13 protein-coding genes are annotated in these 13,749 nt (G+C 71.6%); 8 read left to right on the forward strand and 5 right to left on the reverse strand.

The window, feature by feature from the left end; translation table 11 throughout:
- Positions 1-37: 37 nt before the first annotated feature.
- The 6 genes from ACFU5F_RS28850 (at position 38) to ACFU5F_RS28875 (ending at position 6,679) form a co-directional block, all read left to right on the forward strand.
- Positions 38-1,108, forward strand: coding sequence for an ABC transporter substrate-binding protein (locus tag ACFU5F_RS28850; protein WP_383893245.1), 1,071 nt, complete (start codon positions 38-40; stop codon positions 1,106-1,108).
- Positions 1,105-2,853, forward strand: a complete 1,749-nt coding sequence (locus ACFU5F_RS28855) for an ABC transporter permease (RefSeq protein ID WP_383893247.1) — start codon at positions 1,105-1,107, stop codon at positions 2,851-2,853. The genes ACFU5F_RS28850 and ACFU5F_RS28855 overlap by 4 nt, the downstream gene beginning before the upstream one ends.
- Positions 2,850-3,983 carry an ABC transporter ATP-binding protein gene (locus ACFU5F_RS28860; RefSeq protein ID WP_383893250.1) on the forward strand — a complete coding sequence of 378 codons (1,134 nt, stop codon included), beginning with the start codon at positions 2,850-2,852 and terminating at the stop codon, positions 3,981-3,983. Before ACFU5F_RS28855 ends, ACFU5F_RS28860 begins: the two co-directional genes overlap by 4 nt.
- Positions 3,984-4,138: 155 nt before the next feature.
- On the forward strand, positions 4,139-5,758 hold the full coding sequence (locus ACFU5F_RS28865; protein WP_383893253.1) for an ABC-F family ATP-binding cassette domain-containing protein: 1,620 nt from the start codon (positions 4,139-4,141) through the stop codon (positions 5,756-5,758).
- Between the two features lie 97 nt (positions 5,759-5,855).
- On the forward strand, positions 5,856-6,089 hold the full coding sequence (locus tag ACFU5F_RS28870; RefSeq protein ID WP_383893256.1) for a DUF6158 family protein: 234 nt from the start codon (positions 5,856-5,858) through the stop codon (positions 6,087-6,089).
- On the forward strand, positions 6,086-6,679 hold the full coding sequence (locus ACFU5F_RS28875; protein WP_383893259.1) for a TIGR03086 family metal-binding protein: 594 nt from the start codon (positions 6,086-6,088) through the stop codon (positions 6,677-6,679). The genes ACFU5F_RS28870 and ACFU5F_RS28875 overlap by 4 nt, the downstream gene beginning before the upstream one ends.
- Positions 6,680-6,822: 143 nt before the next feature.
- Here the strand turns inward: ACFU5F_RS28875 and ACFU5F_RS28880 are convergent, their stop codons facing one another.
- From ACFU5F_RS28880 to ACFU5F_RS28895, 4 genes are all read right to left on the reverse strand, one after another.
- Complete coding sequence (locus ACFU5F_RS28880) at positions 6,823-8,928, reverse strand: catalase (RefSeq protein WP_383893262.1); 2,106 nt, start codon at positions 8,926-8,928, stop codon at positions 6,823-6,825.
- A complete protein-coding gene (locus ACFU5F_RS28885) occupies positions 8,925-9,470 on the reverse strand; it encodes a type 1 glutamine amidotransferase domain-containing protein (protein WP_383893264.1) in 546 nt (181 codons plus the stop codon). Before ACFU5F_RS28885 ends, ACFU5F_RS28880 begins: the two co-directional genes overlap by 4 nt.
- Before the next feature lie 25 nt (positions 9,471-9,495).
- A complete protein-coding gene (locus ACFU5F_RS28890; protein ID WP_383893267.1) occupies positions 9,496-9,936 on the reverse strand; it encodes a CBS domain-containing protein in 441 nt (146 codons plus the stop codon).
- Positions 9,937-10,028: 92 nt separating this feature from the next.
- A complete protein-coding gene (locus ACFU5F_RS28895; protein ID WP_383893270.1) occupies positions 10,029-10,472 on the reverse strand; it encodes a DUF2795 domain-containing protein in 444 nt (147 codons plus the stop codon).
- Positions 10,473-10,634: 162 nt separating this feature from the next.
- Here ACFU5F_RS28895 and ACFU5F_RS28900 point away from each other — a divergent pair, with 162 nt between their 5' ends.
- Positions 10,635-10,766 carry a hypothetical protein gene (locus ACFU5F_RS28900; RefSeq protein WP_383893273.1) on the forward strand — a complete coding sequence of 44 codons (132 nt, stop codon included), beginning with the start codon at positions 10,635-10,637 and terminating at the stop codon, positions 10,764-10,766.
- 81 nt (positions 10,767-10,847) lie between these two features.
- On the opposite strand, the gene ACFU5F_RS28905 is transcribed toward ACFU5F_RS28900, so the two are convergent.
- Positions 10,848-12,662, reverse strand: coding sequence for a thiamine pyrophosphate-requiring protein (locus tag ACFU5F_RS28905; protein WP_383893276.1), 1,815 nt, complete (start codon positions 12,660-12,662; stop codon positions 10,848-10,850).
- A gap of 233 nt (positions 12,663-12,895) precedes the next feature.
- On the opposite strand from ACFU5F_RS28905, the gene ACFU5F_RS28910 reads away from it, so the two are divergent.
- Positions 12,896-13,684, forward strand: coding sequence for an RNA polymerase sigma factor SigF (locus ACFU5F_RS28910; RefSeq protein ID WP_383893279.1), 789 nt, complete (start codon positions 12,896-12,898; stop codon positions 13,682-13,684).
- The last annotated feature ends 65 nt before the right edge of the window (positions 13,685-13,749 follow it).

Genomic DNA, 13,749 nt, shown 5'->3' on the forward strand with positions numbered 1-13,749 from the left:
CAGGCCTGAGAATGCGGAGGTCAACGCCGTGACAGTCGTGACTAGAGGAAGACGCGTACGCCGTGGCGCGGCATGGACGACGGCCCTCGCGGCGCTGGCCGTGGCCGTCGCGAGCGGCTGCGCCCGCGACACCGTCGAGGCCGGCTCCGGACAGGACGGCGGCGTCGTGCACGTGGCCTGTGGCGCGACCGAGGAGTGGTGCGCCGCCACCACGGAGCGGTTCGCCGAGACCACCGGCGTGAAGGCCGACTTCGTCCGCCTCTCCAGCGGCGAGGCCCTCGCCCGCATCCAGGCGGGCAAGGGCAACGCCGAGTTCGACGTCTGGTACGGCGGCCCAGCCGACGGGTACGCGGCCGCCGGCGACCAGGGCCTGCTGGAGCCCTACGTGTCGGAGAACGCCGCGGCCATCCCCGCCAAGTACAAGGACGTCTCCGGGCTGTGGACCGGCGTCTACGTCGGCGCGCTCGGCTTCTGCAGCAACAGGGAACTCCTGAAGGAGAAGGGTCTCGACGCCCCGAAGTCCTGGGCCGACCTCCTCGACCCCGAGCTCAAGAAGGACATCGGCATCGCGCACCCCTCCACCTCGGGCACCGCGTACACGGCCCTGTGGACGCAGGTGCAGCTGGCCGGCGGCGACGAGTCCAAGGCGCTCGACTACATGCGCGACCTGCACCCGAACGTGCTCCAGTACACCAAGTCAGGCGCGGCCCCCGCGCAGATGACGGCCCGCGGCGAGGTCGCCGTCGGCGTGATCTTCTCCCACGACTGCATAGCCACCCAGGAGGCCGGTTTCCCCGACCTCGAAGTGACCTTCCCGTCCGAGGGCACCGGCTACGAGACCGGCGGGGTCGCGCTGGTCAAGGGCGCGAAGAACCTCACGAGCGCGAAGACGTTCGTCGACTGGGCGCTGACCCCCGAGGCCCAGGAGATCGGCCCGAGCGTCAAGGCGTACCAGTTCCCGACCAACCCCGCCGCCAAGGTCTCGGACAAGGTCGTCGACCTGGCGAGCATCAAGGTCGTGGACTACGACGCCGCCGAGGCCGGGACGCGGAAGTCGGCGCTGACCAAGTGGTTCGACGAAGAAGTCGCGCAGGCGCCCAAGTCATGACCGCGATCCTCTCCGACCGTGAGCCGTCCACCCCCGCGCGGGTGGCGGCTCCGCGCCGGCGCCGCCGGGCCGACCTGGGGGTCCGGGTGCTGATCGCCGCCGTCGCCCTGCTCGTGGTGGTCGGCTCCGTGGTGCCGCTGGCCGCCGTGCTCGCCACCGCCTTCGCGCCCGACGCGCTGCCCCGCTACGCCGAGTTCTTCACCTCCTGGGTCGATCTCGTCGTCCTGCGCAACACGCTCGTCCTCGGCGCCCTCGTCGGCCTCTGCGGGACGGCGCTCGGCTTCCTGTTCGCCTTCGTGCAGACCCGCCTCGACGTGCCCGGCAAGAAGATCCTGCACGTCATCGCCCTGTTGCCGATCGTCAGCCCGCCCTTCGCGATCGCCACCGCCACGGTCGTGCTCTACGGCCGGCGCGGTGTCGTCAGCAACGGTGTCTTCGGGGTGGAGTACGACGTCTACGGCCTGGACGGGCTCGTGTTCGTGCTGTCGCTGTCCCTCTTCCCGGTGGCGTACCTGGGTCTGCTCGGCATGCTGCGCGGGCTGGACCCGGCGCTGGAGGAGGCCGCCATGAACATGGGCGCCTCGCGGTGGCGGATCCTGCGGACGCTGATCCTGCCGCTGGTGGCGCCCGGGCTGGTCGCCCCGTTCCTGCTGCTGTTCGTCGAGGCCATCGCCGACCTCGCCAACCCGCTGGTGCTCGGCGGCGACTACACCGTCCTCGCCAGCCGCGCCTATCTCGCGGTCACCGGCGAGTACGACATCACCGGCGCCGCCGTCTACTGCGTGATCCTGCTGGTGCCGTCGCTCGCGATGTACTTCGGGCAGCGGCACTGGATGAGCCGCAAGGTCCGCACCACCATCACCGGCCGTCCCTCCGGGAGCGTCCACCTGATCACCGGCTGGTCGCGCTGGCCCTTCTACGGCCTGGCCCTGCTGGCCGCCGCGGTGATCCTCAGCCTCTACGGCACGGTCCTCGTCGGCTCGGTGACCCGGGTGTTCGGCGTCGACAACACCTTCACCCTCGACTACCTCAAGGAGGTCGTCGCCGGGGTGGGAGTGGAAGCCGTCCTGGACACCCTCCGGTTCGCCGCCATCGCCACCCCCGTCGCCGGGATCGTCGGCCTTGTCATCGCCTGGCTGGTCGTCCGGCACCTGGACCGCACGGCCTGGCTGCTTGACCTCGGCGGCACCCTCGGCGTCGCCGTCCCCGGCACCGTGCTCGGCATCGGCTTCGTCCTCGCCTACCGGCCCGACCGCTGGGTCGGCCCCGTCCACGCCTTCCCCAGCCTGGTCGGCGGCAGCGCGGTCGCCGGCGGGGCAGTCGCCATCGTCCTGGCCTACGTCGTCCGCAGCGTCCCGGCGGGCCAGCGCACCGCCGTCGGCTCGCTCACCCAGCTGCACCCCTACATCGAACAGGCGTCCACGGACCTGGGTGCCGGCCCGCTCCAGACGTTCCGCCGGGTGACCCTCCCGCTCATCCGCCCGGCCCTGCTGACCGGGCTGAGCTACAGCTTCGCCCGCAGCATGACGTCCGTCTCGACGATCGTCCTGTTGGTCACCCCCCAGACGAAGATCATCACCTCCCAGGTCCTCAGCGCCGCGGGCACCGGCCGCTACGGCGTCGCCTTCGCCTACTGCACCGTGCTGACCGCGCTGGTCCTGGCGGGCTTCGCCCTCATCCGCGTCCTCGTCGGCACGGGCGCCGCCCTCCAGCGCACCGCCACCTCCGAAAGGCAGAAGTCATGACCGCCGCCGCGCCCGAACTCACCCTCGCGCCGACGCGCGAGACCGACAGCGGACATCTGCGCCTCGACGCCCTGACCAAGCGGTTCACCGGCCGCTCCGGCACCGTCACGGCCGTCGACAGCGTCTCGCTCGACATCGAACCCGGCGAGTTCATCACCCTGCTCGGCCCGTCCGGCTGCGGAAAGACCACCACCCTGCGCATGGTCGCCGGGTTCGAGGACTCCTCCAGCGGCAGTATCCTCCTCGACGGCCGGGCCATCGACGCCATGCCGCCGCAGCGCCGGCCCATGGCCATGGTGTTCCAGAGCTACGCGCTGTTCCCGCACATGACGGTCGCGGAGAACATCGCCTACGGGATGCGCCTGCAGCGGCGTACCCGCGACGACATCGCCACCAGCATGCGGATGGCCGTCACCAGCATGAACCTGGTCGGCCTGGAGGACCGCAGCCCGCACGAGCTGTCCGGCGGCCAGCAGCAGCGGGTGGCGCTCGCCCGCGCCCTGGTCGTCCAGCCGAAGGTCCTGCTCTTCGACGAGCCGCTGTCCAACCTGGACGCCAAGCTGCGGGACGCGATGCGGGCCGAGATCCGGCGCATCCAGAAGATGTTCGGCATCACCAGCCTCTACGTCACCCACGACCAGGACGAGGCGATGAGCATGTCCGACCGGATCGTGGTGATGAACAAGGGCCGGGTCGAGCAGGCCGCCACACCGGGCGAGATCTACGCCCGGCCGGCCAGCGTGTTCGTCGCCGACTTCATCGGCCGGGCGAACTTCCTGGAGACGGTGCCCGAGCGGGTCGCCGACGGGCGGGGCACCGTGACCGTCCTCGGCCGGCGGCTCACCGTCGCCGCGCACCCCAAGGTGACCGCCAAGTCCGTCGGCGCCTACCTGATGGTGCGGCCGGAGACGGCGCGGCTGTCCGCCGTCACCGACGGCGGCACGGGCATCGGCGCGGTCCTCCGCTCCACCTTCCACGGCGCGACGATCGACTACGAGGTGGAGACGACCGGCGGCACCGTCACCGTCACCGAGGCGGGCGTCGACCCCCGTGACGCCCTGACCGAGGGCACCAACGTCGACGTCACCTTCGACCCGGACCGCGCCTATCTGCTCACCCAGGACCGGTGACGCGCCAGGGGCTGTCGCCGGCCACCGCGGGACGGCCCCCGCGCGGCGGTTTCTCCCACCCGGGTCACCTGCCGCGACGGCCCGCGGGACCGGCGGGGCGGGGCGGCGGGAAATGGATTTGCCCGGGCGTTCGTCCGCCTCGGACAATGCGCCCCATGGGACATCTCGAAGCCGCTCACCTGGAGTACTACCTGCCGGACGGGAGGGCTCTGCTCGGGGACGTGTCCTTTCGGGTGGGGGAGGGGGCCGTCGTCGCGCTCGTCGGCCCCAACGGCGCCGGCAAGACGACCCTGCTGCGGCTGATCTCCGGCGAGCTGAAGCCGCACGGCGGGTCGGTGACCGTGTCCGGCGGGCTCGGGGTGATGCGGCAGTTCGTGGGGTCCGTGCGGGACGAGTCGACCGTGCGGGACCTGCTGGTGTCGGTGGCGCAGCCGAGGATCAGGGAGGCCGCGAAGGCGGTCGACGCCGCCGAGCACGGGATCATGACCGTGGACGACGAGGCAGCCCAGATGCGGTACGCGCAGGCCCTCTCCGACTGGGCCGAGGCGCGGGGCTACGAGGCCGAGACGCTGTGGGACATCTGCACCACGGCCGCGCTCGGGGTGCCCTACGAGAAGGCCCAGTGGCGGCAGGTGCGGACCCTCTCCGGCGGCGAGCAGAAGCGGCTCGTGCTGGAGGCGCTGCTGCGCGGCACCGACCAGGTGCTCCTGCTCGACGAGCCCGACAACTACCTCGACGTGCCCGGCAAGCGCTGGCTGGAGGAGCGGCTGAAGGAGACCCGCAAGACCGTCCTCTTCGTCTCGCACGACCGGGAGCTGCTGTCGCGCTCCGCCGAGAAGATCGTGAGTGTGGAACCGGGACCGGCGGGCGCGGACGCCTGGGTGCACGGCGGCGGGTTCGCCACGTACCACGAGGCGCGGTCGCGGCGGTTCGAGCGCTTCGAGGAGCTGCGCAGGCGCTGGGACGAGAAGCACGCCCAGTTGAAGAAGCTGGTGGCGACGCTGCGCCAGATCGCGGAGAACAGCCCGGACATGGCCTCGCGCTACCGGGCGGCCCAGACCCGCCTGCGCAAGTACGAGGAGGCCGGGCCGCCCCCGGAGCCGCCGCGCGAGCAGGACATCACGATGCGGCTCAAGGGCGGGCGCACCGGCGTGCGGGCCGTCACCTGTGAGGCCCTTGAGCTGACCGGGCTGATGAAACCCTTCGACCTGGAGGTCTTCTACGGCGAACGGGTCGCCGTCCTCGGCTCCAACGGCTCGGGCAAGTCCCACTTCCTGCGGCTGCTCGCCGGCGGCGACGTCGCCCACACGGGGGAGTGGAAGCTCGGCGCCCGGGTCGTGGCGGGGCACTTCGCGCAGACGCACGCCCATCCGGAGCTGATGGGCCGGACGCTGCTCGACATCCTGTGGAAGGAACACGCCCAGGACCGGGGCGCGGCCATGTCCCGGCTGCGGCGCTACGAGCTGACGGGGCAGGCCGAGCAGTCCTTCGACCGTCTCTCCGGCGGCCAGCAGGCCCGCTTCCAGATCCTGCTCCTGGAGCTCCAGGGTGTCACCGCCCTCCTCCTCGACGAACCCACCGACAACCTCGACCTGGAGTCGGCGGAGGCCCTGCAGGAGGGGCTGGAGGCGTTCGAGGGCACGGTCCTCGCGGTCACCCACGACCGCTGGTTCGCTCGTTCGTTCGACCGCTATCTGGTCTTCGGCTCCGACGGCCGCGTACGGGAGACCCCGGAGCCCGTGTGGGACGAGCGGCGCGTCGAGCGCGCCCGCTGAATCCCGTCCTGCCGTCCCCGGCCCCCGCCCGCGCGGGGGCCCGGGGCCCCGGATCTTCGTACAGTGGAGGGAGGACCACCGAGATCGGGGTACCACCATGACCGGAGTGCACCCGGACCAACTGGACGACCAGCAGTTGATGAAGGAACTGGAGTCGATCCACCGCACGCGGCACGACACCCTGCTGCACGGGTCGACCGAGGCGCTGCGCACCCACAACGAACGGATGGCCCAGCTGGAGGGCGAGTATCTGCGCCGCCACCCGCGCCGGCGGGTCGTCCCGGGCCGTACGCGCGACGGCGCGCGGGATCGAGGGCCGGCGGCGACATGAGATCCGGCGCGAGCGCGCGGACGCGTGCGCTGCTCGACCGGCACGCCGAGGCCCAGGACCTCTTCGGCGCCCGGGTCCACGCCGTCCGGGACGACCAGTGGGGCGCGGACACGCCCTGCGCCGAGTGGTCGGTCCGTGACCTCGTCAACCACCTCGTCTCCGAGCAGCTGTGGGTGCCCTCGCTGGTCCGGGACGGCTGCATGATCGAGGAGGTCGGCGACACGTTCGAGGGGGACCTGCTGGGGCCCGACCCGGCCGCCTCCTGGGACACCGCCGCACACTCCGCGCGGGAGGCGCTCACCGCGCCCGGCGCGCTGGAACGCACGGTCCACCTGTCCTACGGCGACACGCCGGCGACCGCCTACTGCGCGCAGATGGTCGCCGATCTCGTCGTGCACGCGTGGGATCTGTCGCGGGCGATCGGGGCGGACGAGCGGCTGCCGGGGGAGTTGGTGCGGTTCGCGGTCGACGAGATCGCTCCGTACGCCGGTGACCTGGAGAAAAGCGGGCTGTTCGGGGCGCCGGTGGCTCCGCCGGTGGGGGCGGACGCGCAGACCGGGTTGTTGTGTCTGCTCGGGCGGCGGCCTTAGGACCGGTCAGGGGGCGGGGCTCGTCGTGCGTCGCGGGGTGCGGGTGCGTCGTGGTTGATCACGCGGTTCCCCGCGCCCTCGGACGGGAAGGGCCTTGGGCGCCCCTTGCCGGGAGGCGCCCAAGGCCCTGTGATCGTCGTTCGTCAGCAGCGCGCCGGTGGGCGGTCCCAGTGGCGGTGGGCCGCGATCGCCGCCACGAACTCCCTGGTGAAGTCCTCGCTCGCGGTGCCCTGGGCCGTGTCCGTCACCACGCCCCGGTCCGCCACCACATGGTGGAACTCGGAGGAGAGCCGGACGCCCTCGGGCCGCAGGGCGGCGACGACACCCACGCCGGACCCGAGGGCGCCGATCGGCTTGCCGTGCCGGTAGGCGTCCCGCACGAAGCGCATGGCATCGGGGTCGGCCGCCTGGGACGGGGTGCCGACGGGCCCGCCGGGCAGGAACACCGCGTCGTACAGGACGGACGCCACCGTCGGCAGGGCCCGGTCGACGGTGTACTCCGCGCCGTCAGCGCCGCGTACGGTGCCGTCCTGGGCCGCGAGGGCCTCCACGATCGCGCCCTCCGCCGCCAGCGCCTCCCGCACACCGGTCACCTGCTCGGCGTCCACACCGTCGGAGACCAGTACCGCGATCTGCCGGGTGCGGATCGAACCGGGGCCGCGCTGCGCCTCCAGGCTGAGGGCCGGAGAGCTGAGCTTGTACGCTCCCGGCGCGGCGTCCGACGGGACAGGCACCCCGATGCCCTTCGCCACCTCGGCCGCCAACTCCGGGTCCACCTTGACCAGTTGCTCCACCGTACGGGCCCGGACGGCGAGGGCGCCGACCTTGCCCAGTTCGAAGCGGAAGGCGGCCACGATGTGCTGCCTCTCCCAGGGCGCCATGCTGTTCCAGAACAGGGCCGGCTGGCTGTGGTGGTCCTTGAAGCTCTCGCTGCGGCGGCGGATCTTGGCGCCGTCGACGCGCTCGGCGAGGTGCGTGTAGGCGTGCGGGTCGACGCCCGCGTGGGCCGGGCAGCCCCCGCCGAGGGAGTTGGGGAAGTAGTTGGTGCCGCGGTGGATCGCCGACTGGTGGTAGCCGTCCCGGTGGTTGGTGCGCACCGGGGCCACGGGGCGGTTGACCGGCAGCTGGCTGAAGTTGGGGCCGCCCAGGCGGATCAGCTGGGTGTCCAGGTAGGAGAAGTTACGGGCCTGGAGGAGCGGGTCGTTGGTGAAGTCGATGCCCGGGACGACGTTCGCCGTGTGGAAGGCGACCTGTTCCGTCTCCGCGAAGAAGTTCTCGGGGTTGCGGTCCAGCACCATACGGCCGATCGGCCGTACCGGCACCTGCTCCTCCGGGATGAGCTTCGTGGCGTCGAGCAGATCGAAGTCGAAGGCGAACTCGTCCTCCTCCGGCACGAGTTGAACACCCAGCTCCCACTCCGGGAACTCACCGGCCTCGATGGCGTCCCACAGGTCCCGGCGGTTGAAGTCCGGGTCCCGGCCCTGGCACTCCTGCGCCTCGTCCCACACCAGCGAGTGCGTGCCCAGCTTCGGCTTCCAGTGGAACTTCACGAACGTGCCCCGCCCGTCGGCGGTCACGAAGCGGAAGGTGTGCACGCCGAAGCCCTGCATCATGCGGTAGCTGCGCGGGATCGCCCGGTCGGACATCAGCCACATGATGGCGTGCAGGGTCTCCGGCTGGAGCGAGACGAAGTCCCAGAGCGTGTCATGGGCCGAGGCACCGGTCGGAATGTCGTTGTGCGGCTCCGGCTTCACCGCGTGCACGAAGTCGGGGAACTTGATGCCGTCCTGGATGAAGAAGACCGGGAAGTTGTTCCCGACAAGGTCGTAATTTCCCTCGGACGTATAGAACTTGGTCGCGAAGCCGCGCACGTCCCGCACGGTGTCCGCCGAGCCGCGAGGCCCCTGCACGGTCGAGAACCGCACGAAGACCGGGGTGCGGACCGACGGGTCCTGGAGGAACGCGGCGCGGGTGAACTCCGCGCAGGACTCGTACGGTTCGAAGTATCCGTAGGCGCCCGCGCCCCGGGCGTGGACCACTCGCTCCGGGATCCGCTCGTGGTCGAAATGGGTGAGCTTCTCCCGGAAGTGGAAGTCCTCCATCAGGGTGGGGCCGCGCTCGCCGACGGTCAGCGAGTCGTCGGTGTGGTCGACGGCCACACCCTGGTCGGTGGTGAGGGGGCCCGACGCCGGATCGACCGGGTGGGCCGCCTCGCGCTGCTCCTGCTTGCGGTCCATGGGTGAGCTCATCGGGCTGCCTCCTGGGAGAACACGTCGAGGAACGCCTCGCAGAACGCCTTGAGGTCGTCCGGTTTGCGGCTGGTGACGAGCTTGGCGGGACCGTGGTCGCAGATCTTCACCTGCTCGTCGACCCAGGTGCCGCCCGCGTTGCGGATGTCCGTCCGCAGGCTCGGCCACGAGGTCAGGACCCGGCCCCGGACCACGTCCGCCTCGACCAGCGTCCACGGCGCGTGACAGATCGCGGCGACCGGACGGCCCCGTTCGAAGAACTCCCGGACGAAGGAGACGGCTCCCTCGTCCATGCGCAGGAAGTCCGGATTGGCCACTCCGCCGGGCAGGACCAGCGCGTCGAACGACTCGGCCGCGACCTTGCCCACCACGGCGTCCACCGGGAACGTGTCCGCCTTGTCGAGGTGGTCGAAGCCCTGCACCATGCCGGACTCCGTCGACACCAGTACGGGTTCGTGCCCGGCGTCCTTCGCCGCCTGCCAGGGCTCGGTGAGTTCGATCTGCTCGACACCCTCGGGTGCGGTCAGGAATGCGATACGCATGACTCCTCGGTCTCCTCTCGTCGCGTCAGGTCGGGGTGGTGCCAGGACGGGCGTCCGGCTCCGCGCGGCTGATGTGGGCGAGCGCCGACTCCGGCTGCCGCGAGACGGCGAGGTCGCCGAGGCTGACCATGCCGACCGGGTGCCCGTCCTCCACGACGGGGAGCCGGCGTATTGCGTGCTCGCGCATCAGGCCCAGGGCGGCGGTCACCGTGTCGTCCGGGCCGATCACGATCGGGTTCGGGGTACAGACGGACCGGGCGCTCACCCTCAGCGGGTCCGCGCCGGCGGCGACCGCGCGCAGCGTGATGTCGCGGTCGGTCAGGACGCCGACGACCTGCCCGTGCGTCGCGACGAGGACGTCCCCGACGTCCCGGGCCCGCATCAGCCGCGCCGCCTCGACGAGCGAGGCGCCCGGGAGGACCGCCACCACCCCTGCTGTCATGACGTCCCTGACGAACTCGGCCATGGGGCCCTCCGGGCCTTGCGTCGCGGCACCCCGGTCGCGGGGGCCACGCCCATGTCGGCGTGGTCCTGCCGCAGTACCCGTGAGCAGGGGGCCTATGTGTCCCGCTCGTGTGCGGATTCCGTGCCGTCGGCCGAGGGCCGTGCGGCGCCGTCCTCCGCCGCGTCCGTGTCGACCACCGCCTGCGCGAGCCGGTGCGCCGAGTCGTAGCGCGCGGTCCGCGGCAGCCGCTCCAGGGGCTCCACGAGCGCGTCCGGTGCATGCCGGTCCCGCAGCACCCCGATCAGCTCCCGGGGGCCCGCGGGGAAGGACGTACGGCCCAGGATCCGGGCCAGCTCCAGTTGCAGCGCCGCCACCCGCGTGGGAGCGCGGCCGGGTGTCACCGGCCCGTACGCGACCTCCGGGTCGTCCTCGGCGTAGGGCTCGGGGTCGTGCCACTCCTCCGTCCGTGTGGGATGCCCGGATCGGAGCAGTCCCTGTAGTTCCTGCTTCATCTCGTCGTCGCGGTGGGCGCTCAGCCGGTCACTGCCTCGCTGCATGACTCCCCTTGGATCGTCGGTGGCCCCCGCGTACCCGAACGCCCCACCGCGACACGGACGCAGGCCGTCCGGTTTCTCGCGCCGCCCGGGTTTGCCCCGCCGCGCGGCGGAGACCCGGCGAAACGCCCCCCACCGCGCGTTCCCCGGGGAAGGACCGGACCCATGGCGGCTGTCGTCGTGATCATTCCGCTGCTCATGCTCGGCGTCGTACTGGCGCTGGGCCGCTACGAGGAGATGTTGCTGCCTCCCGCCGAGCCGGCCGACCGGCCGGAGCCGGCCGTGCCCGTCCGCTGAACGGCGGCGACCACACGGATGCCGCCCGGGGAACGGACACCGCCGGGTGTCCGGAGCCACCGGGCTCGGCGTCCGGGCGGCTCACGCCTCCTTGCCGCCCCGGTCCTTGGCCTGGTTGCCGGGCAGGAACTCCTGCATCTTCGCCTTGAAGCCCTGCTTGACCATGGAAGCCCGGTCGGCGTCGCCCTTGAGGATCGAGGCGGCCGTGGCCTCCATCTGCTCCCAGGTGGCGTGCGGCGGGATCGGCGGCACCGCCGGGTCGGTGACGAACTCGACCACCGCCGGACCGTCCGCCGCCAGGGCCGCGCGCCAGCCCGCCTCCACGTCCTCGGGCTTCTCGACCCGGATGCCGGTCAGCCCCAGCGAACGCGCGAACGCGGCGTACTGCACGTCCGGCAGCTCCTGCGAGGGCAGGAACGACGGCTCGCCGCCCATCGCCCGCAGCTCCCAGGTCACCTGGTTCAGGTCGTGGTTGTTCCAGACCCCCACCACCAGCCGCGGATCCTCCCAGCGGTCCTGGTACTTGGCCGCCGTGATCAGCTCGGCCATGCCGTTCATCTGCATCGCGCCGTCCCCGACCAGGGCGATCGCCGGACGGTCGGGGTGCGCGAACTTCGCGCCGATCGCGTACGGCACCCCGCAGCCCATCGTCGCCAGCGTGCCCGACAGCGACCCGCGCATGCCGTCCCGCATGGTGATGTGCCGGGCGTACCAGTTCGCCGTAGAACCGGAGTCCGAGGAGATGATCGCGTCGGCCGGCAGCAGCGCGTCGAGGGTGTGCGCCACCAGCTCCGGGTTGATGGGGTCGGCCGACAGCTCCGCCCGGCGCGCCGTCACCTCGCGCCAGCGCGCCACTCCCGCGCACACCTCGTCGTACCACTCCCGGCCGCGCTCCGGATCGATCAGGGGGATCAGTTGCTCCAGCGTCGCCTTCGCGTCCCCGACCAGGTTCACCTCGTACGGATAGCGCATCCCGACCATGTGCGGGTCGATGTCGATCTGCACGGCCCGCGCCTTGCCGAAGTCCGGCAGGAACTGCGCGTAGGGGAACGACGAGCCGATGGTCAGCAGCGTGTCGCAGTCGCGCATCAGCTCGTACGAGGGGCGGGTGCCCAGCAGGCCGATCGAGCCGGTGACGTACGGCAGTTCGTCGCTCAGGGCGTCCTTGCCGAGGAGCGCCTTCGCGACGCCCGCGCCGAGCAGTTCGGCGATCCGCGTGACCTCGGCGCGGGCTCCGGCGGCGCCCTGCCCGATGAGGATCGCGACCTTGTCCCCGGCGTTCAGGATCTCGGCGGCCCGCTCGACCGACTCCCGGGAGGGCATCGCCGTCCACGAGCCGCGGTCCAGGCTGGAGGGGACCATCTTGAACTCGTGGGTCGGCGGTGAGTACTCCAGTTCCTGCACGTCCCCGGGAATGATGACGGCGGTCGGCGCGCGACGGGCGTACGCCGTGCGGATCGCCCGGTCGAGGACGTTCGGCAGCTGCTCGGGCACGTTCACCGTCTCGACGAAGTCCGAGGCCACGTCCTTGAACAGGGTGTGCAGGTCGACCTCCTGCTGGTACGAGCCGCCCATCGCGCTGCGGTGCGTCTGGCCGACGATCGCGACCACCGGCACATGGTCCAGCTTGGCGTCGTACAGGCCGTTGAGCAGGTGGATCGCGCCCGGACCCGACGTCGCCGCGCACACGCCGAGCCGGCCGGAGAACTTCGCGTAGCCGACGGCCTGGAACGCGGACATCTCCTCGTGCCGCGACTGGATGAAGCGGGGCCGGTCCTCGGCCCGCCCCCAGGCCGCGAGCAGCCCGTTGATGCCGTCGCCCGGGTAGCCGAATACCTGTTCGACTCCCCAGGCGCGCAGCCTCCGCAAGATGTGATCGGCGACCGTGGTGCTCATACTGGAACCTCCAGGGGGTGTGATCTCCCGAGCGAGTGACCCCCGGGCGGAATGAAAAACCCCGTATGTGTTTGGCCCGCATGATCCGGGGCAGGCGCATAAACAGTGCTTCGGACAGGAGGCACGTCCGTGGAAGAGGCGATTCCCCTCACGGGTGTGTCATTTCCTGTCACGTCCGCGCCCCCACGGTGACCGTCCATCCCAGAGCACCATCCAGGGAGTTGCGACGCACCATGCGTACCCAGGCGAAGCACCACCCCCACGACGACGCCCCCGACACGGCGCAGGCCTTCCGCACGCTGGCCGCGCTTCCTCCCGGTCAGCAGCGCGACACGCTCCGTGACCAGATCATCGAGGCGTGGCTCCCCATGGCCGAACGGCTCGCGGGCCGGTTCCGCAGCCGCGGCGAGAGCTACGAGGACCTCCGGCAGGTCGCGTCGCTCGGCCTGGTCAAGGCCGTCGACCGTTACGACCCCGAACTCGGCAACGCCTTCGAGAGCTATGCGGTGCCCACCATCACCGGCGAGATCAAGCGGCACTTCCGGGACCACATGTGGACCCTGCACGTGCCGCGCCGGGTCCAGGACCTGCGCAACCGCGTGCGGTTCGCCACCCAGGACCTGTCCCAGACGATCTCCGGGCGCCGGCCCACCGTCGCGGAGATCGCCGAGCACGCGAACATGAGCGAGGAGGACGTTCTGGTCGGGCTCGAAGCCCTGGAGAGCTTCACGGCGCTCTCGCTGGACGCGGAGCTGCCGGGGAGCGAGGACGGCTACTCGCTCAGCGACGCGCTGGGGTCGGCCGACCCCGCGCTGGACACCGTGGTGGACAGGGAGGCCGTGAAGCCCCGGCTGGCGGCGCTGCCGGAGCGGGAGCGGGCCATCCTGTACATGCGGTTCTTCAGTGACATGACCCAGAGCAAGATCGCCGATGAGCTGGGGATCTCGCAGATGCACGTCTCCCGGCTGATCAGCCGGTGCTGCGACCGGCTGCGCGACCAGGTGATGCGGGATGTCTCCTAGCCCTGACGGCCCGGGGGCGCTCTCGGCACACCTCGAGGGGCGCTTCCCGGGCGAGGGCTCCCGCG

The sequence above is a fragment of the Streptomyces sp. NPDC057438 genome (genome assembly GCF_042802995.1).
Lineage (GTDB): Bacteria > Actinomycetota > Actinomycetes > Streptomycetales > Streptomycetaceae > Streptomyces.

Bases quoted from the DNA above. Each gene is read 5' to 3' on its own strand.
- ACFU5F_RS28875 (WP_383893259.1), top strand. From the start codon at position 6,086: ATGAGATCCGGCGCGAGCGCGCGGACGCGTGCGCTGCTCGACCGGCAC.
- ACFU5F_RS28855 (WP_383893247.1), top strand. From the start codon at position 1,105: ATGACCGCGATCCTCTCCGACCGTGAGCCGTCCACCCCCGCGCGGGTG.
- ACFU5F_RS28865 (WP_383893253.1), top strand. From the start codon at position 4,139: ATGGGACATCTCGAAGCCGCTCACCTGGAGTACTACCTGCCGGACGGG.
- ACFU5F_RS28890 (WP_383893267.1), bottom strand. From the start codon at position 9,936: ATGGCCGAGTTCGTCAGGGACGTCATGACAGCAGGGGTGGTGGCGGTC.
- ACFU5F_RS28905 (WP_383893276.1), bottom strand. From the start codon at position 12,662: ATGAGCACCACGGTCGCCGATCACATCTTGCGGAGGCTGCGCGCCTGG.
- ACFU5F_RS28870 (WP_383893256.1), top strand. From the start codon at position 5,856: ATGACCGGAGTGCACCCGGACCAACTGGACGACCAGCAGTTGATGAAG.
- ACFU5F_RS28895 (WP_383893270.1), bottom strand. From the start codon at position 10,472: ATGCAGCGAGGCAGTGACCGGCTGAGCGCCCACCGCGACGACGAGATG.
- ACFU5F_RS28910 (WP_383893279.1), top strand. From the start codon at position 12,896: ATGCGTACCCAGGCGAAGCACCACCCCCACGACGACGCCCCCGACACG.
- ACFU5F_RS28860 (WP_383893250.1), top strand. From the start codon at position 2,850: ATGACCGCCGCCGCGCCCGAACTCACCCTCGCGCCGACGCGCGAGACC.
- ACFU5F_RS28900 (WP_383893273.1), top strand. From the start codon at position 10,635: ATGGCGGCTGTCGTCGTGATCATTCCGCTGCTCATGCTCGGCGTCGTA.
- ACFU5F_RS28885 (WP_383893264.1), bottom strand. From the start codon at position 9,470: ATGCGTATCGCATTCCTGACCGCACCCGAGGGTGTCGAGCAGATCGAA.
- ACFU5F_RS28880 (WP_383893262.1), bottom strand. From the start codon at position 8,928: ATGAGCTCACCCATGGACCGCAAGCAGGAGCAGCGCGAGGCGGCCCAC.